The organism is Rhizobacter sp. Root1221, from assembly GCF_001425785.1.
Taxonomy (GTDB): Bacteria; Pseudomonadota; Gammaproteobacteria; order Burkholderiales; family Burkholderiaceae_C; genus Rhizobacter.
The window spans coordinates 37,446-60,623 of the sequence record NZ_LMDI01000034.1 but is presented as its reverse complement, the minus strand read 5'-3'; the positions used below and the strand labels follow the sequence as shown (position 1 = coordinate 60,623).

Below are 23,178 nucleotides of genomic sequence, written 5' to 3'. Positions count from 1 at the left end.
GTCCCGGCTTCCGCCGGGATGACGGGAAAGTAGGTTCAGTGAATAGCGGCAGCGACGATGAGGCCGATGGCGATGCACATCGCGCCGACGACGATGGCGAGCGCCACGTTCTTCTTCTCGACGATCTCCGCCCACAGGTCATACGGCGTGAGCTTGTCGACCACGATGAAACTGATCCAGAACACCAGCACGCCGATCAGCGCGTACAAGATGGACCCACCGAACACACTCGGCTTCAACCATTCGATTCCGAACATGAGGACCTCCTCCGGGATAGCTGTCTATTGAACGCGAAAGCCGGCCTCACTTGTGGCCGCCCCCGCTCGAGAACCCGCCCCAGGAGCCGCCACCGGTGCGGCTGCTGCTGCGGCTGTTGTTGAGGCAGGTCTGGTATTCCAGCGACGACTGCCCGTACACGTCGAGCTCGCGGCGGCAGTTGTCGCGGCTGCCGCAGCGGAACATCATCAGCACCACCACGAGGATGAATCCCCACAGGAAGAGCTTGGCGAGCCATGACCCGCCGCTCGACGTGGGGGTCACGTCGCGCTCCAGCGCCGCGGCCTTGTCCGGGGCCAGGCGGAAGGCCTTGCGCACCGTCTCGGCCGACAGCGCCTCGCCCGCGGACCACACCACCTCGTGGGTGTCACCCTCGCGCGTTTCCTCGCGGTTCAGGCGCCGCGTGCCACTCAGGTAGTCGGCGTTGTCGGTGAGCTGGTTGCGTTGCAGCTGCCAGTAGAACTCGCCCAGCACGTAGGTAACCGCGCCCTTGTACCGGTACATGCGCCGGTACACCTGGCCCTGGTACTTGACCTTGTCGCCCTGCCCCTCGGGCACGCCGGTGACGGGGGCAGACCAGCTCCAGCCATCCTCCGCGTCGATCAGGAACGCAAAACCGGCCGTGCGGTGGTACAGCAGGTACTCGCGCCAGAACGACTGTTCCTCGTCCTCGGCCTCGTCGGGCACCTCGCAGCGCTCGGCGTAGCCCACCACTTGCCACGACAGGGCCTGTTTCGCGCCGAGCTTGAGCGTGCCGGACGTGCCGAGCGGGATCAGCGGCTCGCTGCCGTTTTCCTGCGCGTAGTGGGCCAGGTCGCCGCCCACGCCCTGCGACACGTCGACCACCGCATGGCACTGGTGGCACACGATGGATTGCGTGGTGGACAGCTTGACCTCGAGCGCCGCGCCGCAACTCGGGCATTCGATGCCGCGGGCCTTCAGCGTCTTTTCCGCACCACCGCCTCCGCCTCCGCTGCCGTCGTTCAGGCCCACGAGGCGCAGGTCGGCCAATTGCACCGACCGGCCCACGGACCACAGCGGCTTGTCCTTCTGGCTGTAGTCGAGCGTGCCCACCTCGTCGCCCGCGGCACGCAGGTCGGCCACGACAAACCCGCGGTCGAGGTTGGGCGGATGTGGCAACTCGCCCTGGGCGGCGATCAGCTTGGCGACCGTGACGGACGCGACGTGCCAGCGGCGCCCACCCACGGTGAGCGCGTTCCCGACGATGAGTTTGTCGCCGGTGGGCAACACCTCGTTGACCGGCTGGTCGAAACCCAGCACGTAGGCGCCGTTGTCCTCGCTCAGCCAGCCGCTGCGGCCGTTGTCGAAGAGGGCATGCCACTCGTTCCAGGTGCCCTGGCCGTAGCGGTACTGCAGCCGCCCGACCAGCGCGAACCCCTCGCTCTGGGCCACGCCGGTGACCCCGAGCTGCAGCGGCGAGTGGTCGTCGAACAGGTCGGCGCTCTGGCCGATCTTGCGCAGCGCGTCGCCATCGCGCACCAGCGTGCTGCGGCAGAACGTGCACACCGCGAACGCCGACGCGGACGAGCGGAAATCAACGGGCGCGCCACAGTTCGGGCACGCCGCACGGTAGGCGCGTTGAGGGGAGGATTCGATCGTCAAGGGAAGGCGGTCCCGGAAACCAGGGTGGGAACGTCGGGCCGGGGCGCACCCCGGCGGGGCGGTGTCACACCAGCTTCTTCAGCAGTTCCGCTTTCTTGGCGTCGAATTCTTCCTGGGTCAGGATGCCCTTGGACTTCAGCTCGCCGAGTTTCTCGAGCGTGGCCATCACGTCCTCGGGCTTCACGCCGGCGGCCACTGCAGCCGCAGCGGCGACAGGGGTTGCCGCGGCGGGCGGCTGCAGCCCCTGCGACAGCTGGCCGGCCAGCACCTGGCCGAGCGCCACGCCAGCGCCGAGGCCCATGGCGTCGCCCGCGATACCGCCGCCCTGGCCCGCCCCTTCGGCGAACTTCGGGATGGCCTGGGCCGTCTGGTACTGCATGAACTTGCCCATGTCGCCACCGACCATGCCCATGCCGATCTTCTGGTCGAGGATCTTCTGCAGCTCCTCGGGCAGCGACACGTTCTGCATCGTCACGGCCTCGAGCTTCAGCCCGATGGCCTCGAACGACGGCGCGGTGGCCTCCAGCAGCGCCTTCGCGAACTCGACCTGGTTGGCCGCGAGGTCGAGGAACGCGACACCGCTGGACGCCACGGCGTCCGAGATGTGCTGCAGCATCAGGCCGCGCAACTGGCCATCGAGGTCGGCCACGGTGTACACGTCACGTGTGCCGGAGATCTCGGTGTGGAACTTCTTCGCGTCGACGACGCGGTAGCTGTAGTTGCCGAACGCGCGCAGGCGCACGGCACCAAAATCCTTGTCGCGGATGGTCACCGGCTGCGACGTGCCCCAGCGCTGGTCCACCTGCTGGCGCGTGCTGAAGAAGTACACGTCACTCTTGAACGGGCTCTCGAACAGCTTGTCCCAGTTCTTCAGGTACGTCAGCACTGGCAGCGTCTGCGTGGTGAGCTTGTGCATGCCGGGGCCGAACACGTCAGCCACCTTGCCTTCGTTGACGAAGACAGCCACTTGCGATTCGCGCACCGTCAGTGAACCGCCGTACTGGATTTCGTTGCCGGCCATGGGATAGCGCCAGGCGATGACACCGTCGCCGGACTCGGTCCATTCCAGTACGTCGATGAACTGCTTCTTGATGAAATCCATCAGGCCCATGTCGCGCTCCCCGTGAAGATATGTTGAATCATAGGGCCATCCGAAACCGGACCCCGTTCCCCCTGAAGTGGGTCAGGGTGCGGCGGGTTTCCCGATGACACGCACCCGCAACGCCTCGGGCACCGCGGCCACCAGCTCGGAGGCAAACGCCGCCTGGCGGGTCCACGCCCGTTCGGGATCGGTGTCGAACGACGAGACCCGAACCAGCATGCCGTCGAGGATCTGCCCCTGCAGCCCGAACTTCAGCTGGCGCCAGCGGAATGCCCGGCTGTCGTTTTCGACCACGTCGCCCAGCACCGTCCAATACGTGATGGGTTCCGAGCGGCTCGAGTGGGTGGCCAGCAGGCGCGAACCCGGCAGGGCCCGGCCGGCCACGGGCAGGTCGAGGCGCTGCAGCCGCGTGATGACAAACCCGCTGCCCGGGTAGCAGACCTCGGGGCGGTGCACCTGCAGCCCCACCGACTGTTCGGTGCCATAGGCCACCGACAGCATCATGCGTTCACCGCTCGGGTGCACGTAGATCCGTTCGAGTACCTGGTCGTAGATGCCATAGAAACGGCCCGCCTCGTCCGCCGGGCGCACCAGCGCACCGGCCACCGGGGCGGTCTGCCAGTCGCCGAAGCGCGCCGGGAACACGGATTCGAGCTTGACGGGCGGCCGCTCGTCGGCGAGCCGCCGGGTGGGCTTGGCCACCACGGCGAGCGCCGCGGCACCGCCCATGGCGGCGGCCAGCACGAGGGCCTTTCGGCGCGCGAGGGAAAGCGTCATTTGGCGAACCGTTCCGGCAACACCGCGCCGAGCAGGCGGTCGAAGCCCATGATGAACACGAGGGCCACGGCGAACAGCACCATGCCGGCGAAGCCGTGCACGAACCCCTGCCCCACCTCGTCGCCGAGGTGGTACGTGATGAGCACGAGGATGATGACGCGCACGACGTTCGCGCAGAACGCCACCGGCACCACCATCACCGCCAGGATCACGCTGCGCACGGCCGAGCGGTAGGCCATCAGGTTCGTGTACAGCAGCCCCATGGCCTCGAGCGTGAACATGGTCTGCAACCCCGCGCAGGCTTCCGCAACGAGCAGCTGGTATTGGCCGATGGTGATGACCACGCCCGAGCGGCCGATGGGGTAGCCGAGGGCGGACATCGCGGTGGTGGCCACCACCGACACCGCGGACTTGAGCGGGCTGGTGATCGCCATCACGGCCGCGTACGGCAAGGGCACCACGAACATCAGGAAAAAGAGCGGGAACCAGATCTGGCGCACCCCTGCCCAACCGCGGTAGTAAAGCGGGATGGCGGCGAGCACGAACACCTGGGAGATCAGTTCGAGCCGCACGAACTGCTGCGTGCGCCCGAACACGTACATCAGCAGGCCGAAACCCAGCACCAGCGCCGTGCTGCGCGGTGCGCCGGGTTGGTCCAGGCGGGCCACGTCCTCGCGCTTGCGCCACAGCAGCCACGCGCAGATCATCACCACGAGCGGCTCGTGCCCCTGGCTCTGGCCAGACCAGAAGCCGTACAGCAGGTCCCAGTAGGTGGGAACGTAGAGCAGCAGCACGCCCATCACCACGAGCACCGCGGCAACGGGGTCGAGCGGCGCCAGCAGGCGGTCCGCCCAGCCGGCGGGGCGGCGGGGGGTGGTGGCGGTGGCGAGGTCGGCCATGGCGGGCATCAGCCTCTCAGGGCGCGGACGCGGCGGGCGGCGCCTCCGCCGGGGCGGCCGGCGCGCTGGCCGCGGCGTTCACGAGTTCGGCGTAACGGCCCTGGTACTCGATCTTGGCCTGCTCACGCAGCGCTTTCACACCGTGCTGCAGCGTGGTGCGCTTGCGGTCGTTGATGAGGTAGCTGGCGATCAGGCGCTTGGCCGGTGCCGGCGCGATGGGCGACAGCTGGGCGCTGATCAGCGTCAGCACCCGGCCGGCGCCTTCGCGCACCTGCATGATGGACTGGCCTTCCTTCAGCGCGGCGAGCTGGTCCAGCAGGCCGAGCGGCACATCCTCCGCCGAAATGGACGTCTGCCGCGAAGAGAACCGCACGGACTCGGCGCGAAGCACCTCGTTGAGCTTGTCGACGCTGGTGGTGGCTTCGAGCTTGGCCTTCAGCGCCGCGACGTTGTCGGCCGGGAGGGCCACGGTGGTTTCCTGCAGCGAGTACAGGCGGCGCTGGCTGAACAGGTTCGGGTGCGAGTCGTAGTAGCGGTCGATCTCGTCGCTCGACGGTTCGGTGACCTTGTCGCTCAGGCGTTCCAGGTAGACGCGGGCCAGCACGTCGCGCTTGGCCGCCTCCATCATCTGCACGACCCGCGGGTCCTGGTCGAGCTTGTCCTTGCGGGCGGCCTGGGCGGTGAGTTCCTGGTCGACGAGGGCCTCGATCACGCGGCGCGCCGCGGCATCCTGCTGGCCCGCCGGCACGTTGGCCGCCTGGCGGCGCAGCATCAGGTCCACCTGGTGGACGGACACTTCCTCGCCATTGACCTTCACGGCCACCTGCGACGGGGCCTTCTTGTCGTCGCCCTTGCCGCAGGCGGCGGTCACCAGCGAAAGGCACAGCACGGCGGTCAGCAGGGTGGTGCGGCGGGCGACGGAGGAGATCAGCAAGGGCATGGAGGTTTTCCTGGGCCGGGGACGAAAGACGGGAGCGTAACGCCTTGGGCGCCGGGTGGCATCCCGAGTCTGGGGGGCGAGCATGGCACAGCCAAGTAGGCCCCACCGGGAATTCACGACTGCAGAGCAGGGGCTGGTGAGCAGGCGTGAAAAAGGCGGATCGAATGATCCGCCTGGGGTGACCGGCGCCGCGAGCGGCGCCGTGGGTTCACTTGGCCGACTGCTTGCGGCGGCGGGCCACGAAGCCCATGACACCGAGGCCCAGCGCCATCATCGCCAGGGTTTCGGGTTCCGGCACCGGCGCAGCGACCGCTTCGGCGCGGACCGTGCCGAGGTAACCGACGAGGCCCAGCCCGGTGGCCTGGCCACTGACGGTCAGGCTGTAGGTGCCAGCCAGCAGGTTGCTGAAGGAGAACGTCTCCGGGCTGCTGTCCGTCACCGCGCTGGACAGGCTGCCACCACTCAGCGACAGCGAGGTCAGCGAGATGCCACCCCAGTCGGTGAGGTCGTATGCCAGCGTGCCGCCGTACGAACGGCCGTTGTCAGCCAGGGTGAAGTTGAAGACGTCCGTGAATGTCTGGCCCCAGCCGAACGTGTTGCCGAACACTTTCGTCTGTTCGGTGCTCAGCGTGCCCAGATTGAACGTCGCGGCTTGCGACGCCCCGGCTGCCGCAAGTGCAACCGCCACAGCCAACATTTTCAGTTTCATGTACTACCTCCAGATGAATTGCTTGGCAGAGAATGCCTGACCAGAATGTGCCATGTCATGCGAAGCGGTGTGGCTGTTCGACCCCCGCGGGCACGGGGGACAATGCGGGACACGATGCCCCCTGTTCAGGGGTGCGCGAAAAACCACTTGTTGGACACAAGGCATCCATTCGTGACACGCCTCACAAAAACTACCGCCTTGCACGATTTACCGGAACTTTCGACCGCTATTGCCGTCGTAGGTGCCGGCCCGGTCGGGCTGACGTTAGCCTTGCAAGCTGCGCGCCTGCTTCCAAACGCCCGCGTTTGTGTCTTCGACACCCGCCCGGCCGACGCCCCGGTGGCCGCCGACGCGCGCACGCTCGCCCTGTCGCTCGGCAGCGTGCAGATCCTCGAACGTTTGAAGGTGTGGCCGCGGATCGCCGCGAACGCAATGCCCATTCGCGCCGTGCACGTGTCGCAGCAGCAACCGGCGCTGCTGGGTCTCACCGTGGGGTCGGACCGCGAGCCCGCGCTGCACATCCGCGCCGAGGACGAGCGGGTGCCGCAGCTTGGCGCCGTGGCCTCGTACGGGGCCATCGTGGCACCACTGCAGCACGCCTGGTTCGCCGCGTGCGCGGCCGAACCGGCACGGCTGGCCGCCCGCTTCGGCACGCCCGTGAGTGCGCTGAAACCGGTTCCCGGCGGGGTCGAGGTCGATGCCGGCGTGGCCGAGCGTTTCGACCTCGCCGTGGTGGCCGAGGGCGGCGTGTTCTCGGACCAGGCCCGCAAGGCGGTCACCCGCGACTATCACCAGACCGCGTGGGTCGGCACGGTGACACTGGCCGGCGGGGAACGTGGCGTGGCCTATGAACGCTTCACCCCGAACGGCCCCGCCGCGCTGCTGCCGCTGCCCGACGGGCCCGACGGCGCACAACGGGCCTCGCTCGTCTGGTGCGTGCCGTCGGATGACGACCCGGTGGCCCCGCTCGACGACACCCAGCGGCTTGCCGTGCTGAACACGCTGTTTGCCCAGGGCACCGGCCGCCTCGTGGGGCTGTCGCGGCTGAAGTCGTTCCCGCTGGGGTTGAACGCCGAACGCAGCCTCGTGGCCGGCCGCACCGTGCGCATCGGAAACGCCGCCCAGACGTTGCACCCGGTGGCCGGCCAAGGCCTGAACCTCGGGTTGCGCGATGCCTGCGAGCTGGTGGCCCAGCTGGGCCGCCACGCCGACATCGACACCGCGCTGCGGCGCATCCAGTGGCAACGTGCGCCCGACCGCTGGGCGATGATCGCTGCCACCGACTTCCTCGCCCGCAGCTTCACCTGGCAATTCCCCGGCCTCAGCACGCTGCGCGGGCTGGGCCTGGCGGCGCTCCAGGTGGCGCCGCCGCTCAAGTCGTTGCTGGCACGCCAGATGATGTTCGGCCGTCGGTGACGGGCCCGTCGAACGCGGCCCGCCGGTGCGACAGCGCCGGCAACTGGGCGCGCACGCCCTGGATGCGCTCGCGCGACAGCGTGGCCAGCACCACCCCCTCACCCTCCTCGCGCATCGCCAGCACCTCGCCCCACGGGTCGGCCACCAGGCTGTGGCCGAACGTGCGCCGGCCGTTTTCGTGCAGGCCACCCTGGGCCGGGGCGATCACGTAACACTGGTTTTCCACTGCCCGCGCCCGCAGCAGCAGCTCCCAATGGGCCCGGCCAGTGGTGTGGGTGAAGGCCGACGGCACGGCCAGCAGGTCGCACGGTGGCACCGTGAGCGCACGGTACAGCTCCGGGAACCGCAGGTCGTAGCAGATGCTGAGGCCCACCCGCAGCCCCTCGGCCTCGAACGCGACCGGCTGGCTGCCAGCGTCGAGCACGGCCCCCTCGTCGTACCGTTCACGGCCGTTGTCGTAGCGGAACAGGTGCATCTTGTCGTAGCGCGCGGCCAGCGTGCCGTCGGGAGCGAACACGTTGCAGCTGTTGAGCACGCGCCCGGGTACGGCGGCCCGCAGCGGCAGCGTGCCGCCGATCACCCACACACCATGCGTGCGCGCCGCGGCGGCCAGCGCGGCCTGGATGGGGCCGTCGCCCGGCGTTTCCGCCAGGGCGATCTTGTCCTGGTCGCTGTGCCCCATCAGGCAGAAGTATTCGGGCAGGGCCACGATGCGGGCGCCCGCCTGGGCCGCCTCCGCGATCAGCGCGCCAGCACGCTCGAGGTTGCGGGCCACGTCGGGGGTGGACACCATTTGCAGGGCGGCGATCAGCATGGTGGTCTCCCTGTGGTTGTCATCGTGCCCAAGCTTACGCCGAAGCGGACGGCGCGAAAACGTGAGGGACGACACATCACGTTGCATCCCCGTGCGTTTCCCCGGGTGTCCCCGCCCAGCAGAGGGTTTGGTTGTGGGGCAGAATCCGGCGAAATCCCTGGCCACGCCGCGTTTTCAGCCCGTTCGGCCCGTACGCGAGAGGGCACGCCTGCAACACCTCATGGTTACTGAGTCCACATCCGCCGCGAAACCGGCCCTGACGGCCCTTGCCGCGGCACCCGGAATCGGCGCCTTGGCCGAGCACAGCCGTTTTGTCCAGCGCGTGCGCCGACGTTATGCCGACGACCTGCCGCTCCTCGCCCCCGGCCTGCCCGACACCGGACGCATCGGCGCGCTGATCGACCTGCTGGTCGCGCGCGGCCGTGCGCTGCCGAGCGCCATGCGGGTGGCGCGGCACCTCGTGCTGGAACGCCTGGCGGTGCTCGACATCGAGCAGAACGCGGCCATGGAAGACATCACCCGGGCCATGACCGCACTGGCCGAGGTCACCCTCGACCGCGCGGTGATCCAGGCCTGCGCCGACCAGGACGCCCGTTTCGGCCCGCCACTCGACGAACAAGGCCGGCGCATCGAGTTCTGGGTCGTCGGCATGGGCAAGCTCGGCGCACACGAACTCAACGTGTCGTCCGACATCGACCTGATCTACGTCTACGAAGATGCCGGCCAGACCACGGGCCCGCGCAGCGTGTCCGCCCACGAATACTTCACCGAAGTGGCCCGCAGCCTCTATGCGCTGATCGGCGACGTCACCGAAGACGGCAACGTGTTCCGCGTGGACCTGGCGCTTCGCCCCAACGGCAACTCCGGCCCACCGGTGGTGAGCCTGTCCATGCTCGAGGAGTACTTCCTCGTGCAGGGCCGCGAGTGGGAGCGGTTCGCGTGGCTCAAGAGCCGCGTCGTGGCCCCGTTCGAGAGCCTGCGCAGCGGCCGTGCCATCGCGCTGCGCGACACGGTCACCGCGTTCGTCTACCGCAAGTACCTCGACTACGGCGTGTTTGAGGGCCTCCGCCAGCTGCACCGCAAGGTGCGCGACGAAGCCCAGCGCCGGGCCGCGGGCCGGCCCGAGCGGGCCAACGACGTCAAACTCTCGCGCGGCGGCATCCGCGAGATCGAGTTCATCGTGCAGCTGCTGCTTGTCGTGCGCGGCGGCCAGTTCCCCGAGATCCGCACCCGCTCCACGCTGAAGGCGCTGCAGCGGCTCACCACGGGCGGGCTGATGAAACCGGCCAGCGCTGAACGGCTGGCCGAGGCCTACACGTTCCTGCGCCGCCTCGAACACCGCATCCAGTTCCTCGACGACCAGCAGACGCACCTGCTGCCCACCGCCGACCACGACCTCGCCTGGATCGCCGCCAGCATGGGCCTCGCCGCGTGCGACGCCGACACCTGCGAACTGCTCGACACCCTGTGCGAAACGCGCGAGTTCGTCGCGATGGAATTCGACGCGCTGCTGCACGACGGCCAGGCGCCGGCGGGTGCAGCGTCCGCGAACGGCTGCCGCAGCTGCCGCCCCGCGCCGCAGCCGGTCGACAGCGAAGAATTCATCGAACAGCTGCCCGCGCCCATCGCCGAACGGGTGCGCCCCTGGATCGACCACCCGCGGGTTCGGCTGCTGCGCGACGAAAGCAAGCAGCGCCTCGCGCGGCTCGTGATGCGCGCCGCCCAGGCGGTCAAGGCCGGCACGTGCAGCCTGGAAGCTGCCACCCGGTTCATCGACTGGCTCGAACCCCTGCTGCGCCGCGAGAGTTACCTCGCGCTGCTGGTGGAGCGCCCCGAGGTGCAGGTGCGCCTGCTGCGCCTCCTGGGCCTGGCCCGGTGGCCGGCCCAGTTCCTGATGCGCCACCCGGGTGTGATCGACGAACTGGCCGATGAACGCCTGCTGCACGGCCGCTTCGACCGTGACAGCTACATCGCCGACCTGGAGGCCCGCCACGTGGCGTGGGCCCGCTTCAATCAGGCCGATGAGGAATCGCTGCTCGACACGCTGCGCCGCGCGCACCACGCCGAGGTGTTCCGCACGCTGGTGCGCGACGTCGAAGGCCACATCACCGTCGAACAGGTGGCCGACGACCTGTCGGCCCTGACCGATGCCACGCTGCAATGTGCCGTGCGCTGGGCCTGGAACCACCTGCGCCAGCGCCACCGCGACAACCCGGTGTTCGCCATCATTGCGTACGGGAAGCTCGGCGGCAAGGAACTGGGCTACGGCAGCGACCTCGACGTCGTCTTCCTGTTCGACGACGCCGACGAACCCGACCGCGACCGGGTCCCCGAGATCTACACCGCGTTCGTGCGCAAGCTGATCAACTGGCTCACCACCCGCACCGCGGCGGGCGAACTGTTCGACATCGACACCGCGCTGCGCCCCAACGGCAACTCGGGCCTGCTGGTCACGTCGCTTCAGTCCTACGAGAACTACCAGGTGGGCCGGGGCAGCAACACCGCGTGGACGTGGGAACACCAAGCCGTCACACGGGCCCGCCTGTGTGCCGGCGACGTGTCGCTCACGCCCCGGTTCGAAGCCGTGCGCCGCGCCGTGTTGTGTGCCGCGCGCGACCCCGCCGCGTTGCGCACCGAGGTGGCCACCATGCGCGAACGGGTGCGCTCGGCCCACCCGGTCAAGCCGCAACTCTTCGACGTCAAGCACAGCCCCGGCGGCATGATGGACGTCGAGTTCGCGGTGCAGGTGCTCGTGCTCGCCGAAAGCGCGAACCACCCCGAGCTGCAGGACAACGTCGGCAACATCGCGCTGCTGCAACGCGCCGAAGCCTGCGGGCTGCTGCCCGAAGGCGTGGGGCGCGAGGCGGCCAACGCCTACCGCGAGCTGCGCCGCGCGCAACACCGGGCGCGCCTCGACGAAAAGCCCACGCAGTTCGAGCACAGCCTGCTCGCGGCCGAACGCGACGCCGTGCTGGCGTTGTGGGCCGCCGTGTTCCCGCCCGCGGCCTGATGCACACCCGCCTGCGCACGCCCGGCGTGGCCTGGGTGGCGCTTGCCGCGGTGCTGGCGATCGGGGCCGTGCTGGCCCAGGTGGCCGCCACGCCGGCCGTGCTCGACTGGCAACCCGATCGCTGGCTCGCCCAACCGTGGCGCTGGTGGACGGCCGGGTTCGTGCACCTGAGCACGTCGCACTTCACGGCCAACCTGCTCGCGGTGGCCTTGCTGGCGGCGTTCGGCATGGTGGGCGGGGTGCCCCCGCGCACCGCACTCGCCTGGGCGGTGGCCTGGCCGCTGACCCACGTGGCCCTGCTGTGCATGCCGTCGCTGCGGCATTACGGCGGACTGTCCGGGGTCGTGCATGCCGGGGCCGGCGCCGCGGCGTTCTACCTCGGGACGTCCGGGCCGCGCCGCCAGCGGCTCGTGGGTTTCGCAGCGCTCGCGCTGCTGCTGGCCAAGGTGCTGTCCGAGACCCCGTGGCGCGCCGCGGTGCAGGTGTCGCCCCACTGGGACATCCCCATCGCCCCCATCGCCCACCTGACCGGTGCGGTGGCGGGTGTCACCTGCGCCGCCGCCGCCGAATGCTGGCACCGCCTGCACCGTGCCTGACCGCCACCCCCACCTCGACCGCCTGGCCATCGTGCTCGTGGTCGCCTGCAGCTTCCTGTGGGGGCTCAACCAGGTCGCGGTGAAAGGCATCGTCCACGAGGTGCCGCCGCTGGTGCAGGCCACCATTCGATCGCTGCTGGGTGCGGTGCTCGTGCTCGCGTGGGCCCTCGCGCGCGGCATTCCGATGTGGCGCCGCGACGGCACGCTGGCCGGCGGCCTGGTCGCCGGCGCGCTGTTCGGCGGCGAGTTCGCGTGTGTGTTCCTCGGGCTGCAGTACACCACCGCGTCGCGGATGATCGTGTTCATCTACATCGCCCCGTTTGTCGTGGCGCTCGGCATGCCCTTCATCTCGCGCGCCGAGCGGCTGGCGGCACACCAGGTCGGCGGCCTGCTGCTTGCGTTTTCGGGCGTGGCGCTGGCATTTGCCGAAGGGTTCACGCAGCCCGAGGCCGGGCCGCGGCAGTGGCTCGGCGACACGCTGGGGGTGGTGGCCGCGGTGCTGTGGGGCGCCACCACGCTCGCGATCCGTGCCACACCGCTCGCGTCGGCCGCTCCCGAAAAGACCCTCGTCTACCAGTTGGGCGTGTCGGGGGCGCTGCTGCTGGCCGGGTCGCTGGCGCATGGAGACGCCTGGACGGTTGCACTCTCGGCCACCGCCTGGGCGTCGCTCGGGTACCAGTCCGTGGTGGTCGTCTTCGTGAGTTACCTCGTGTGGTTCTGGCTGGTGCGCCACTACCAGGCCACGCAGCTGTCGGCGTTCACGCTGCTGACGCCGGTGTTCGGGCTGATGCTCGGGGTGTTCGTGCTGGGTGAGCCGGTCACCATGCGCCTGGTGGCCGCGTTGGCCGGGGTGGTGGCGGGCATTGCGCTCGTGAACCGGCGCCGGGCGGCCGCTTAGCGGCGCCAGACGAACCAGGCCACCAGCGCCAGCAGCACCACGGCCGCCAGGGCCCAGCCGGCGGCACTGCGGCGCGGCACCTCGCCGGGCGAACGCATCGGGTCGATGGCCGGGTGGGTTCGCCGATGGGCCTCGACCATGTCCATGGCTTCCTTGAGCCCCATGCCGGACGTTTGGCGCAACAGCCGGATGGCCTCGATCGCATGGCCTTGCTGGATGGCCGCAAGCACAGGTGGCGGCAGCGTGCCGTGCCATGGCGCGGTGGCCTCCGGCGGCCGCGCGGGGCCGGACCGGTGCCGGTCCACGGCGTCCTTCGCCTCCTTCAGGCCCAGGCCGGTGGCGTCGCGCAGCAGCTTGATGGCCTCGATCGTCTGGCCGCGTTGCAAGGCAGCCAGCACCGCGGGCGGGAGCGGGTCGGGAACATGTGGCATTGGGGGGGCTCTCTCGGACGGCTGAATGTCGTGCCAGTGTAGGCACGGCAGACGCAGGCCGTCAGCCCTTGATGCGGGAGACGAGGTTGGTCGTGGAGTAACCGTCGACGAAGGACAGTGCGCAGGCGTCACCGCCCCAGCTGCGCACCCACTTCGTTTCCTCGAGCGCCTCGATGTCGTAGTCGCCGCCCTTCACGTAGAGCTGCGGGCGCACACGCTTGAGCAGTTCCACCGGGGTGCGTTCGTCGAACAGCACCACGAGGCTCACGCTCTCCAACGCCGCCAGCACGCAGGCGCGGTCGGCCTCGGCGTTGAGCGGGCGGTCGGGGCCCTTGCCCAGCTGGCGAGCGGAGTGGTCGCTGTTGAGCCCCAGCACGAGGCTGCCACCCAACGCGCGGGCCTGCGCCAGGTAGCTGACGTGACCACGGTGGAGGATGTCGAACACCCCGTTCGTGAACACCACCGGCTGAGGCAACGCCGCAACCCGCGCGGGCAGGTCGGCGGCGGTGCAGAGCTTGTCGAGGAAACTCGCCACGTCAGGCGGTCAGCGGGTCGGTGCCCGAACGGCCCTTGTTCGCGGCGGCGGCCAGCGCGGCAGCCGTCACTTCCTTGCGGTAGCGGTTGAGTTCCTGGACGCTGGCGAAGCTGCGTTCGAGCAGCAGGCTCATGTTGTGCAGGATGCGGTCGACCACCTTGGTTTCCCACACGGCATCGAACTGGATCTGCTTGTCGAGCCATTGCTCCAGCCATTGGGGGTTGGGCAGGCGGCTCTGGATGGTGTCGCGCGGGAACAGCTTTTCGTTCACGTGCAGGTTCGTGGGGTGCAGGGCCTGGGCCGTGCGGCGGGCGCTGGCCATCAGCACCCCCACCTTGGCAAACGCGGCACGGGCCTCGTCGCCGAACTTCTGCATGGCCCGCTTCATGTAGCGCAGGTAGGCGCCACCGTGGCGGGCTTCGTCGCGCGCCAGCGTTTCATAGATGGCCTTGATGACCGGCTCGCTGTGCCATTCGGCGGCGCGGCGGTACCAGTGGTTCAGGCGGATCTCGCCGCAGAAGTGGAGCATCAGCGTCTCGAGGGCCGGGGCCGGGTCGAATTCGAAGCGCACCTCGTGCAGTTCGGCCTCGGTGGGGACCAGGTCGGGACGGAAGCGGCGCAGGTATTCCATCAGCACGAGCGAGTGCTTCTGTTCCTCGAAGAACCAGACGCTCATGAACGCGGAAAAGTCGCTGTCATCGCGGTTGTCGCGCAGGAACATCTCGGTGGCCGGCAATGCGGACCACTCCGTGATGGCATTCATCTTGATGGTCTGGGCCTGCTCTTCCGTGAGCTGGCTGCCGTCGAACTGATCCCAGGGGATGTCCGTGTCCATGTTCCAGCGGACGGCTTCGAGTTGTTTGAAGAGTTCGGGATACAGCATGGTTCAGCCCAATGTGAGGGTTTCTTATTCTAGACGGCGCTCCGTGACAGTTCGGGGCAGGCCCGCGGAAGTCAAGGACATCCCGGTGAACGCCGCATCCGGATCGCGCCGCGCCGCGTACGTGGGCGCCAGAGAAGTGGCATCCTGAACGGATCCCTCGTTCCTGCTGGAGACCTTTCATGAACCGCCCCCCACTCCCCCGCCTGTTCCTGTGGTTCGCGCTGCTCGCGGGCCCGGGCGCCGCCTCGGCCGCCTGCCCCGCGCTGCTAGACCGGCAGATCCCGCGCCTGCAGGACGAGAAACCGCAGAACCTCTGCCAGTACGCCGGCAAGGTCGTCGTGGTGGTCAACACCGCGAGCTTCTGCGGCTTCACGCCCCAATACAAGGACCTCGAGGCGCTGAACGAACGCTACGGCCCGCGGGGTCTCGTGGTGCTCGGGTTCCCGTCGAACGACTTCGGCAGCCAGGAGCCTGGCTCGAACAAGGAAATCGCCGACTTCTGCGAGAACACCTTCGGGGTCAAGTTCCCGATGTTCGTGAAGAGCCGGGTGACCGCCTCGGCCGGCGACCAGCTCAACCCGCTGTTCGCCGACCTGCGCCAGCGCACCGGCGCGTCACCCAGGTGGAACTTCCACAAGTACGTCATCGCCCGCGACGGCCAGACCGTCCAGAGCTTCGGCTCCATGACCAAACCGCAGGACCCCGCCTTCGTCCAGGCCATCGAGAAACTTCTGGATACGAAATGAACACGCACGGGTACGCAATTTCTTGAGCGTCCGACGGAACTCGGCCAGCGGCATCGCATCGAAAAGGCTGTTCGCGTGGTGCACCCTGGGGCACCACCGCCATTTTTCCTGCCGCACAGCCGGTCGGCCTCGCCGACTGCAATCCCGAGAGGGCTTTCTCCCTCCCTCCTCCCTCCCTACTTCCTCCCGGGGCGCTGTGCGGCATTCTTTCTTCCCGGCAGCGACGCAAAGCGAAGCGCCAGGTCAAGCCACCCGCGAGCCCGGGCGGACCCAACATCACCAACGGTGCTTTCGCCCGCACAGCCCTGTCGTCCCGCGCAGGCCTGGATCTCCGCCTTCTCGCTGAACAGCAGCGTTCCCGTGCACCGCTGGAGATCCCGGCCTGCGCCCAGTGCTGTCCGGGGAAAGTTTGAGCGCTGAGCGGTAAGTTGTTGCGGGGGTTGGTAATTCGGGATAAATCCCGGAGCGCCAACTGAATCAGCAACAGGGCCGCGCAACATGCGCAAAGTAAGCCGAATCAGGCAGAGGGCCTGATCCTGAGAGACCGGCTCTGCGCAAACGCCAATGCGTTTCCCCGCACAGCCCTGTCGTCCCGAGGCCGGGATCTCCACCTTCTCGCTCAACAGCAGCGTTCCCGTCCACCGCTGGAGATCCCGGCATTCGCCGGGATGACCGAGATTTTCCCCGGACAGCAGCGAGCGAAGGCCGGAACGAAGGCAGGCAGGCACACAGGGCGAGCGACGCGCAGCGAGCAAAGCCCCGAATCGCGAACGCCAGGCAGGAGGCGAGCGAAGCGAAGCCGCAGATCAAGCTACCGCCGAGCCCGGGTCCCCCGGGCGACCGCGGGCTCCCCCATGGGGGGACCGGCGCGAAGCGCCGTAGGGGGCCCTATTTCAACCAGCCCTTGCGCCGGAAGTACCAGAACGGCGACACGATGCTCAGCAGCATCAGCCCGATGGCCACCGGGTATCCGAAGCGCCACTCGAGTTCGGGCATGAGCTTGAAGTTCATGCCGTAGATGCTGGCGATCAGCGTGGGCGGCAGCAGCGCGACGCTGGCCACCGAGAAGATCTTGATGATCTTGTTCTGGTTGATGTTGATGAAACCGACGGTGGCGTCCAGCAGGAAGTTGATCTTGTCGAACAGGAACGCGGTGTGGCTGTCGAGCGAGTCGATGTCGCGCAGGATCTGGCGCGCTTCCTCGAACTGCTCGGCGTTGAGCATGCGGCTGCGCATCATGAAGCTGATGGCGCGCCGCGTGTCCATCACGTTGCGGCGAATGCGGCCGTTCAGGTCTTCCTCGCGGGCGATGGCAGCCAGCGCCTCGCCGGCGGCCTGGTCGCCCACGTCCTGCTTGAGCACGCGGGCGCTGACCTTCTCGAGGCTGTCGTAGATGCCTTCGAGGGCATCGGCGCTGTACTCGGCATCGGCGTCGTACAGCTTGAGCAGCACGTCCTTCGCGTCCTCGATCAGGGCGGGGATGCGGCGCGCGCGCAGGCGCAGCAGGCGGAACACCGGCAGGTCTTCGCCGTGGATCGAGAACAGCACTTTGTTGTGCAGGATGAAGGCCACGCGCACGTTGCGCGGGGTTTCGTCGTCGTCGATCAGGAAGTCGGAGCGGATGTGCAGCTCGCCGTTGTCTTCCTCGTAGAAGCGGGCGGATTCTTCCAGGTCGTCGTCGACGATGTCCTGCGGGATGCTGAGGCCGAAACGCTGCTCGATCCAGCCGATTTCATCGGGCGACGGGTTTTCGAGGTCGACCCAGACCGGGTGCACATCGGCGAGCGCCTCGAGGCGCTCGATCTCTTCTTGAAACAACCGGCCATTGGCCAGCGTGAACACATTCAGCATGCAGGGGCTCCAACGGATTCCCCGATGTGGTCATCGTGCATCGGGGGCCAGGGAATGAGGGCGGGGGGCGAGACCGTCTCACTCCGGGCCGCATCGGGGCGCGTGGCCTCGCCGATGGGTGTCGGAGCGGACGGTCAGCGAGAGTGAGGGCTGTCCACGTCGGGTTCCAGGAAATTGCGTCAGCCGAAATTATGTCACCGGCTCGCCCCACTCGGCCCAAGGTGGTGCGGGACACCCCCGGATTTACCCCGAAATGAGGATGCGACCCTTGAAAAACGCCCCTTTTCCGCACTCCCCGCAAGCGATGCAGATCGGACATGTTTTCATGCGTGTCGCTGCCTTGTCACACGGACGAAACGGGCGCACACTGATTTCAACGACCTCGGGTTTCCCCAGCGCTCCACACGCCTCCCTCCTTCTGGAATCCCGCTCCTTCCCTCACTCCCCCTCCCCGCCTTCCCACGCCCATTCCTCACCCGTCTTGCGGTCACGCATTCCCTTGTTCCGGTTCCCTCACCCCCTGCGAAAGGAGTCTTCATGAACTTGACGATCAGCGGCCACCACCTCGACGTCACACCAGCCTTGCGTGAGTACGTGCTCACGAAGCTGGACAGGGTCACTCGCCACTTCGACCAGGTCGTCGACATCACCGTGTTGCTCTCCGTGGAGAAGAACAAGGAGAAGGAACGCAGGCAGAAGGCCGAGGTCACGGTCCATGTGAAGGGCAAGGACATCTTCGTGGAGCAAAGCCACGAGGACCTGTACGCCGCCATCGACCAACTCATGGACAAGCTGGATCGGCAGGTCTGCCGACACAAGGACAAGCTGCAGGATCACCACCACGTCGCGGCCAAGCGCATCGACGCCACGGCCTGATCTTCACGGCTCGGATGGAGCGGCCTTCGGGCCGCTTTTTCGTTTTCAAGCCCGAAATACGTGCGCTTCGGGTGCTGCAACGCAGCAACAACAGTGCACAATTTCACTTCTGATCCAATGTCGTGCATAGCACCTGCTGCCAGCAGGCTCGTAGAATTTGGGAACTGTCACCAACAGACCCGGCCCGCATTGGGCAAACAGTGACCCGCAGATGAACCGACTTGCCGCGATCTTGCCGCCCAGCAATGTGCTGGTGGATGTGGATGCCACCAGCAAAAAACGCGCATTCGAGCACGCGGGGCTGCTGTTCGAGAACCAGCACGCCATTGCGCGTGCCACCGTGACGGACAACCTGTTCGCCCGCGAACGCCTGGGCTCCACCGGCCTCGGCCACGGCGTGGCCATTCCGCACGGCCGCATCAAGGGCCTGAAGAACCCGCTGGCCGCCGTCGTGCGCGTGCAGCAGGCCATCCCGTTCGATGCGCCCGACGACGAACCCGTCAACCTGCTGATCTTCCTGCTGGTGCCCGAAGCGGCCACGCAGCGCCACCTCGAGATCCTTTCCGAAATCGCCGAGATGCTCGGTGACCGCGAACTGCGCGAACGCCTCAAGACCGAGGACACCGCGGCCAAGGTCCACGAGCTCATCTCGAACTGGGAACCGCTCAAATCGGTCGCCTGACCCCGCTCCACAACCCCCTCAGCGCGTGAAACCATCCGTCATCAGCGCCGAGGCGCTGTTCGAAGAGCACCGCCCCGCCCTGCGCTGGGAGTGGATTGCCGGTCACGCGCACCCGGAACGCCGGTTCGACGAAGCCGCGGTGCGCAACGCCCAATCGGCCGCCGACCTGGTGGGTTACCTGAACTACATCCACCCGTACCGGGTGCAGCTGGTCGGGCGCCGCGAAGTCGCCTACCTCCAGGATTCCTCGCCGGAAGACCAGGAGCGCCGCATCCAGCGCATCGTCACGCTCGAGCCGCCAGTGGTGATCGTGGCCGACGCCCAGTCGCCCCCCGACCGCCTGGTGGCACTGTGCGACCGCGCCGACATCCCGCTGTTCGTCACCGACGAATCAGCCGGCCACGTGATCGACGTGATGCGGGGTTACCTGAGCCAGCTGTTCGCCGAGCGCACCACGCGCCACGGCGTGTTCATGGACATCCTGGGCGTGGGCGTGATGCTCACCGGGGAATCGGGCCTGGGAAAAAGCGAGCTGGGCCTCGAGCTCATCTCGCGCGGCCACGGCCTGGTGGCCGACGATGCGGTCGACCTGTACCGCATCTCCCAGACGGCCATCGAAGGCCGCTGCCCGGAGTTGCTGCTGAACCTGCTCGAAGTGCGCGGCATCGGTCTGCTGGACATCAAGTCCATCTTCGGTGAAACCGCCGTGCGCCGGAAGATGCGCTTGAAGCTGATCGTGCACCTGGTGCGCAAGGAAACGCTCGAGCGCGATTTCGAACGCCTGCCCTACGAGCCGCTCAACGAGGACATCCTCAACGTGCCCGTGCGCAAGGTGGTGATCGCGGTGGACGCGGGCCGAAACCTGGCCGTGCTGGTGGAGGCCGCCGTGCGCAGCACCATCCTGCAGCTGCGCGGCATCGACACCTACCGCGAGTTCATCGAACGGCACCAGAAGGCGATGCAAAAGGCCGGCTGAAGCCCGGCAGGCCCGCGAGGGGCCCCGGCCCGGCGGTCACTTCGCCTTGTATTCGCAGTTCTTCTTCGTGCACACGGCGTAAAGCGCCAACGCATGGTCCTGCAACTCGTAGCCGCGGCTGTGTGCCACGTTGTGCTGGCGCTTCTCGATCTCGGCGTCGTAGAACTCTTCCACGCGGCCGCACGTGACACACACCAGGTGGTCGTGGTGCTTGCCCTCGTTGAGCTCGAACACCGCCTTGCCGGACTCGAAATGGTTGCGCGACAACAGGCCGGCCTGCTCGAACTGCATCAGCACCCGGTACACGGTGGCCAGGCCGATGTCGGCCCCTTCCTGCAGCAGCGCCTTGAACACGTCCTCGGCCGTCATGTGGCGCTGGGTGGTGTTCTGGAACACTTCCAGGATCTTGATGCGGGGCAGCGTGGCCTTGAGGCCACTGCTCTTGAGTTCTTCGGCGTTTGACATGGCGGACATCGGCAGTCGGGACGGCAGGTGAGTTTCCCACACCCTTGGCGGGACGGGGGTTTGAGGCGGGCAGGGCGCGGCAGGTGGGAGGAAGCCTGCCGCTAGAATCATCGAATCATATCGAGGTTGCAGTCTCTCGCTGCCCATCACCATGCGCTCTTTCCGTATCCGTGTCCAGCCCGCCCGGGCCTCGACACTCGCACTGCTGGCGCTGGCCGTGACCGGCCTGTCGGGCTGCAACTCCCTGCTGTCCAGCGACAACTCGCTGCTGGGTTTCATCACCCCCTACCGCATCGAGGTCGTCCAGGGCAACGTGCTCACCAAGGAGCAGGTCGCCCTGGTGAAACCCGGCCAAAGCCGCACCCAGGTGCGCGACATCCTCGGCTCGCCGCTGCTCACCGACACCTTCCACGCCGACCGCTGGGACTACGTCTTCACCATCCGCCGCCAGGGCACCGAGCCGCAGCAGCGCCAGGTGGTCGTCCGCTTCGACGGCGACACGCTCAAGAGCGTCGAAGGCGCCGACGCGCTGCCCGCCGAACGCGATTTCGTGGCCTCCATCGACACCGAAAAGCCGCCGCGCAACCCCAGGTCCCTTGCCATGACCCCCGAGGAAATCAAGGCGCTGCCGGTGCCCGCGAAGACCGCGCCCGCCGCGTCCGCGCCCGAAGGCCCGGTGCGCGCCTACCCGCCACTGGAACGCACATGACCTCTCCGCTGAACATCGCCATCGCCGGCTCGTCCGGCCGCATGGGCCGCATGCTGATCGAGGCCGTGGCCAACGCCGACGACTGCCAGCTCTCCGGCGCCCTCGACCAGCCCACCAGCGCCGCCCTCGGCCTCGACGCCTCCGGGTTCCTCGGCCGCAACAGCGGCGTGGCCATCACGGCCGACCTGCGCACCGGCCTCGCCGGCGCCCAGGTGCTGATCGACTTCACCCGCCCCGAAGGCACGCTGGCCCACCTGGCCGTGTGCCGCGAACTGGGCGTGGCGGCGGTCATCGGCACCACCGGCTTCACCGACGCGCAGAAGGCCGAGATCGCCGAACACGCCCGGCACATCGGCATCATGATGGCGCCCAACATGAGCGTCGGCGTCAACGTCGTGCTCAAGCTGCTCGACATGGCCGCCCGCGCGTTGAACCAAGGCTACGACATCGAGGTCATCGAGGCCCACCACCGCCACAAGGTCGATGCCCCGAGCGGCACCGCCTTGAAGATGGGCGAAGTGGTGGCCGAGGCCCTCGGCCGCGACCTGAAAACCTGCGCGGTGTACGGCCGCGAAGGCGTCACCGGCGAACGCGACCCGTCCACCATCGGGTTCGCCACCGTGCGGGGCGGCGACATCATCGGTGACCACACCGTGCTGTTCGCCGGCACCGGCGAACGCATCGAAATCACCCACAAGAGCAGCAGCCGCGCCACCTACGCGCAGGGCAGCCTGCGGGCCGCGCGGTTCCTCGCGTCGTCGGGCCCCGGCCTGTTCGACATGAACCACGTGCTGGGCCTCGCCTGACCTGACTTGCCCCGCCCTGCATGACCGGCGCCTGGCAATTCTGGCAACACGGCGACGGCGTCACGCGCGCCGTGGCGCTGCTCCTCCTGCTGATGTCGGTGAGCGCCTGGGTGCTCATCTTCTGGAAGGGGTGGTTGCTCGCCCGCGTGCGCACCGACATCGGCCGCGCCGTGCCGGCGTTCTGGTCCGCGGCCTCGCTGGGCGCAGGCCGCGACCAACTGGCCGCGTTCGACCGTGAAGGCACGCTCGCACCACTGCTCGACGCCGCCACTGCCACACCGCCGGCCGGCACGCTCGAGGCCCACGGCCTGATCGAATCCCAGCTCACGCGCCGCCTGCGCGATGCGCTGCACCGGGTGCTTGCGCAGCTGCAGTTCGGCCAGGTGGTGCTCGCGTCCGTCGGCAGCACGGCCCCGTTCATCGGGCTGTTCGGCACCGTGTGGGGCATCTACCATGCGCTCGGCAGCATCGCCATCAGCGGCACCATCACCATCGACAAGGTCTCCGGCCCGGTGGGTGAGGCCCTCGTGATGACTGCCGCGGGCCTGGCCGTGGCCATCCCCGCGGTGCTGGCCTACAACGTGTTCGGCAAACAGATCGGCAGCTGCGAGGCCGACCTGGAAGGGTTCGCGCACGACCTGCGCGAAATGGTCTCCGACACCGCCGTGTCCGCCTGAGAACCTGGCCGGAACCTCACGCCGTGGCCTTCGGACGCCTCGAACGCACCGCCCGGCCCTCGCCGATGAGCGACATCAACATGACGCCGCTGATCGACGTGATGCTGGTGCTGCTGGTGATCTTCATGATCACCGCCCCGCTGATGACCGCGAGCCTGAAGCTCGACCTGCCCAAGGCCGAAGGCACCTCGCAGGCCGACGTGCCCGTTTTTCTCGCGGTGGCCATCGATGCCCGGGGCCAGCTGTTCGTTGGCGACCGGCCCATCCCGGCCAGCGACTTCAAGGCCCACGTCGAACAGGCCGCGCGCACCAACCCGCAGACGGAAGTGCAGTTGCGCGCCGACAAGACCGTGCCGTACGGCCGGGTGGCCGAACTGATCGGCACCGTGCAGGCGGCCGGCCTGAACCGCATCGGGTTCGTCGCCGAGCCGGCCGCGAAGGCGGCCTCGCAGTGACGACCTGACCGGCCCTGGCCCCCCAT

The 23,178-nt window shown here is 68.1% G+C and carries 25 protein-coding genes; 12 read left to right on the top strand and 13 right to left on the bottom strand.

Annotated features, from left to right (window positions below; genetic code table 11):
• Positions 1 to 35: 35 nt before the first annotated feature.
• From ASC87_RS21190 to ASC87_RS21160, 7 genes are all read right to left on the bottom strand, one after another.
• Complete coding sequence (locus tag ASC87_RS21190; protein ID WP_056666953.1) at positions 36 to 257, bottom strand: DUF350 domain-containing protein; 222 nt, start codon at positions 255 to 257, stop codon at positions 36 to 38.
• Between the two features lie 46 nt (positions 258 to 303).
• Entirely contained in the window at positions 304 to 1,899 is a 1,596-nt protein-coding gene (locus ASC87_RS21185; protein ID WP_157604181.1) for a DUF4178 domain-containing protein, read from the bottom strand.
• Between the two features lie 64 nt (positions 1,900 to 1,963).
• Positions 1,964 to 3,010, bottom strand: a complete 1,047-nt coding sequence (locus ASC87_RS21180; RefSeq protein ID WP_056666950.1) for an SPFH domain-containing protein — start codon at positions 3,008 to 3,010, stop codon at positions 1,964 to 1,966.
• Between the two features lie 72 nt (positions 3,011 to 3,082).
• Positions 3,083 to 3,778: an exosortase-associated protein EpsI, B-type gene (epsI, locus tag ASC87_RS21175; RefSeq protein ID WP_056666947.1), complete on the bottom strand. Its 696-nt coding sequence runs from the start codon at positions 3,776 to 3,778 to the stop codon at positions 3,083 to 3,085.
• Entirely contained in the window at positions 3,775 to 4,686 is a 912-nt protein-coding gene (gene xrtB, locus ASC87_RS21170; RefSeq protein ID WP_157604180.1) for an exosortase B, read from the bottom strand. The genes epsI and xrtB overlap by 4 nt, the downstream gene beginning before the upstream one ends.
• A 7-nt stretch (positions 4,687 to 4,693) precedes the next feature.
• Entirely contained in the window at positions 4,694 to 5,617 is a 924-nt protein-coding gene (locus tag ASC87_RS21165) for an EpsD family peptidyl-prolyl cis-trans isomerase (RefSeq protein ID WP_056666945.1), read from the bottom strand.
• A 208-nt stretch (positions 5,618 to 5,825) separates the two neighbouring features.
• A complete protein-coding gene (locus tag ASC87_RS21160; protein ID WP_082568818.1) occupies positions 5,826 to 6,326 on the bottom strand; it encodes an FxDxF family PEP-CTERM protein in 501 nt (166 codons plus the stop codon).
• Between the two features lie 270 nt (positions 6,327 to 6,596).
• On the opposite strand from ASC87_RS21160, the gene ASC87_RS21155 reads away from it, so the two are divergent.
• Positions 6,597 to 7,742 carry an FAD-dependent monooxygenase gene (locus tag ASC87_RS21155; protein ID WP_235582234.1) on the top strand — a complete coding sequence of 382 codons (1,146 nt, stop codon included), beginning with the start codon at positions 6,597 to 6,599 and terminating at the stop codon, positions 7,740 to 7,742.
• Here the strand turns inward: ASC87_RS21155 and ASC87_RS21150 are convergent.
• Entirely contained in the window at positions 7,699 to 8,556 is an 858-nt protein-coding gene (locus tag ASC87_RS21150; protein ID WP_082568817.1) for a carbon-nitrogen hydrolase family protein, read from the bottom strand. The genes ASC87_RS21155 and ASC87_RS21150 overlap by 44 nt on opposite strands.
• Before the next feature lie 220 nt (positions 8,557 to 8,776).
• Between ASC87_RS21150 and glnE the strand changes: the two genes are divergently transcribed.
• From glnE to ASC87_RS21135, 3 genes are read left to right on the top strand one after another with little or no spacing between them, the layout of a single operon-like run.
• Positions 8,777 to 11,566, top strand: a complete 2,790-nt coding sequence (gene glnE, locus ASC87_RS21145) for a bifunctional [glutamate--ammonia ligase]-adenylyl-L-tyrosine phosphorylase/[glutamate--ammonia-ligase] adenylyltransferase (RefSeq protein ID WP_082568816.1) — start codon at positions 8,777 to 8,779, stop codon at positions 11,564 to 11,566.
• Positions 11,566 to 12,162, top strand: a complete 597-nt coding sequence (gene rrtA, locus ASC87_RS21140) for a rhombosortase (protein ID WP_157604178.1) — start codon at positions 11,566 to 11,568, stop codon at positions 12,160 to 12,162. The genes glnE and rrtA overlap by 1 nt, the downstream gene beginning before the upstream one ends.
• Positions 12,155 to 13,060, top strand: a complete 906-nt coding sequence (locus tag ASC87_RS21135; protein ID WP_056666934.1) for a DMT family transporter — start codon at positions 12,155 to 12,157, stop codon at positions 13,058 to 13,060. The genes rrtA and ASC87_RS21135 overlap by 8 nt, the downstream gene beginning before the upstream one ends.
• Here the strand turns inward: ASC87_RS21135 and ASC87_RS21130 are convergent.
• The 3 genes from ASC87_RS21130 to ASC87_RS21120 all read right to left on the bottom strand — a co-directional run bounded on the left by ASC87_RS21130 (position 13,057) and on the right by ASC87_RS21120 (position 14,909).
• Positions 13,057 to 13,491: a ribosomal protein L7/L12 gene (locus tag ASC87_RS21130; RefSeq protein WP_056666932.1), complete on the bottom strand. Its 435-nt coding sequence runs from the start codon at positions 13,489 to 13,491 to the stop codon at positions 13,057 to 13,059. The genes ASC87_RS21135 and ASC87_RS21130 overlap by 4 nt on opposite strands.
• Positions 13,492 to 13,552: 61 nt before the next feature.
• On the bottom strand, positions 13,553 to 14,026 hold the full coding sequence (gene rfaE2, locus ASC87_RS21125; protein ID WP_056666929.1) for a D-glycero-beta-D-manno-heptose 1-phosphate adenylyltransferase: 474 nt from the start codon (positions 14,024 to 14,026) through the stop codon (positions 13,553 to 13,555).
• Between the two features lies 1 nt (position 14,027).
• On the bottom strand, positions 14,028 to 14,909 hold the full coding sequence (locus ASC87_RS21120) for a ferritin (RefSeq protein WP_056666925.1): 882 nt from the start codon (positions 14,907 to 14,909) through the stop codon (positions 14,028 to 14,030).
• A gap of 179 nt (positions 14,910 to 15,088) precedes the next feature.
• Between ASC87_RS21120 and ASC87_RS21115 the strand changes: the two genes are divergently transcribed.
• Positions 15,089 to 15,655, top strand: a complete 567-nt coding sequence (locus tag ASC87_RS21115) for a glutathione peroxidase (RefSeq protein WP_056666922.1) — start codon at positions 15,089 to 15,091, stop codon at positions 15,653 to 15,655.
• Between the two features lie 888 nt (positions 15,656 to 16,543).
• Here the strand turns inward: ASC87_RS21115 and corA are convergent.
• The gene (corA, locus tag ASC87_RS21110) at positions 16,544 to 17,506 is read right to left on the bottom strand and encodes a magnesium/cobalt transporter CorA (RefSeq protein ID WP_056666919.1); all 963 of its coding nucleotides are present in this window, start codon (positions 17,504 to 17,506) and stop codon (positions 16,544 to 16,546) included.
• Positions 17,507 to 18,043: 537 nt separating this feature from the next.
• Between corA and hpf the strand changes: the two genes are divergently transcribed.
• From hpf to hprK, 3 genes are all read left to right on the top strand, one after another.
• Positions 18,044 to 18,382, top strand: coding sequence for a ribosome hibernation-promoting factor, HPF/YfiA family (gene hpf, locus ASC87_RS21105; RefSeq protein WP_056666916.1), 339 nt, complete (start codon positions 18,044 to 18,046; stop codon positions 18,380 to 18,382).
• Positions 18,383 to 18,593: 211 nt separating this feature from the next.
• The gene (locus tag ASC87_RS21100) at positions 18,594 to 19,064 is read left to right on the top strand and encodes a PTS sugar transporter subunit IIA (RefSeq protein ID WP_056666912.1); all 471 of its coding nucleotides are present in this window, start codon (positions 18,594 to 18,596) and stop codon (positions 19,062 to 19,064) included.
• Positions 19,065 to 19,089: 25 nt separating this feature from the next.
• Complete coding sequence (gene hprK / locus ASC87_RS21095; protein ID WP_056666911.1) at positions 19,090 to 20,040, top strand: HPr(Ser) kinase/phosphatase; 951 nt, start codon at positions 19,090 to 19,092, stop codon at positions 20,038 to 20,040.
• A gap of 36 nt (positions 20,041 to 20,076) precedes the next feature.
• On the opposite strand, the gene fur is transcribed toward hprK, so the two are convergent.
• A complete protein-coding gene (gene fur / locus ASC87_RS21090; protein WP_056667609.1) occupies positions 20,077 to 20,505 on the bottom strand; it encodes a ferric iron uptake transcriptional regulator in 429 nt (142 codons plus the stop codon).
• 151 nt (positions 20,506 to 20,656) lie between these two features.
• On the opposite strand from fur, the gene ASC87_RS21085 reads away from it, so the two are divergent.
• Genes ASC87_RS21085 through ASC87_RS21070 form a run of 4 tightly spaced genes read left to right on the top strand, consistent with a single transcriptional unit; the run spans position 20,657 to position 23,152 of the window.
• Positions 20,657 to 21,214, top strand: a complete 558-nt coding sequence (locus ASC87_RS21085; protein ID WP_056666907.1) for an outer membrane protein assembly factor BamE — start codon at positions 20,657 to 20,659, stop codon at positions 21,212 to 21,214.
• Complete coding sequence (dapB, locus tag ASC87_RS21080; RefSeq protein ID WP_056666905.1) at positions 21,211 to 22,020, top strand: 4-hydroxy-tetrahydrodipicolinate reductase; 810 nt, start codon at positions 21,211 to 21,213, stop codon at positions 22,018 to 22,020. Before ASC87_RS21085 ends, dapB begins: the two co-directional genes overlap by 4 nt.
• 20 nt (positions 22,021 to 22,040) lie before the next feature.
• Complete coding sequence (locus ASC87_RS21075; protein WP_056666902.1) at positions 22,041 to 22,697, top strand: MotA/TolQ/ExbB proton channel family protein; 657 nt, start codon at positions 22,041 to 22,043, stop codon at positions 22,695 to 22,697.
• Positions 22,698 to 22,720: 23 nt separating this feature from the next.
• Entirely contained in the window at positions 22,721 to 23,152 is a 432-nt protein-coding gene (locus ASC87_RS21070; RefSeq protein ID WP_056666898.1) for a biopolymer transporter ExbD, read from the top strand.
• Positions 23,153 to 23,178: the final 26 nt, after the last annotated feature.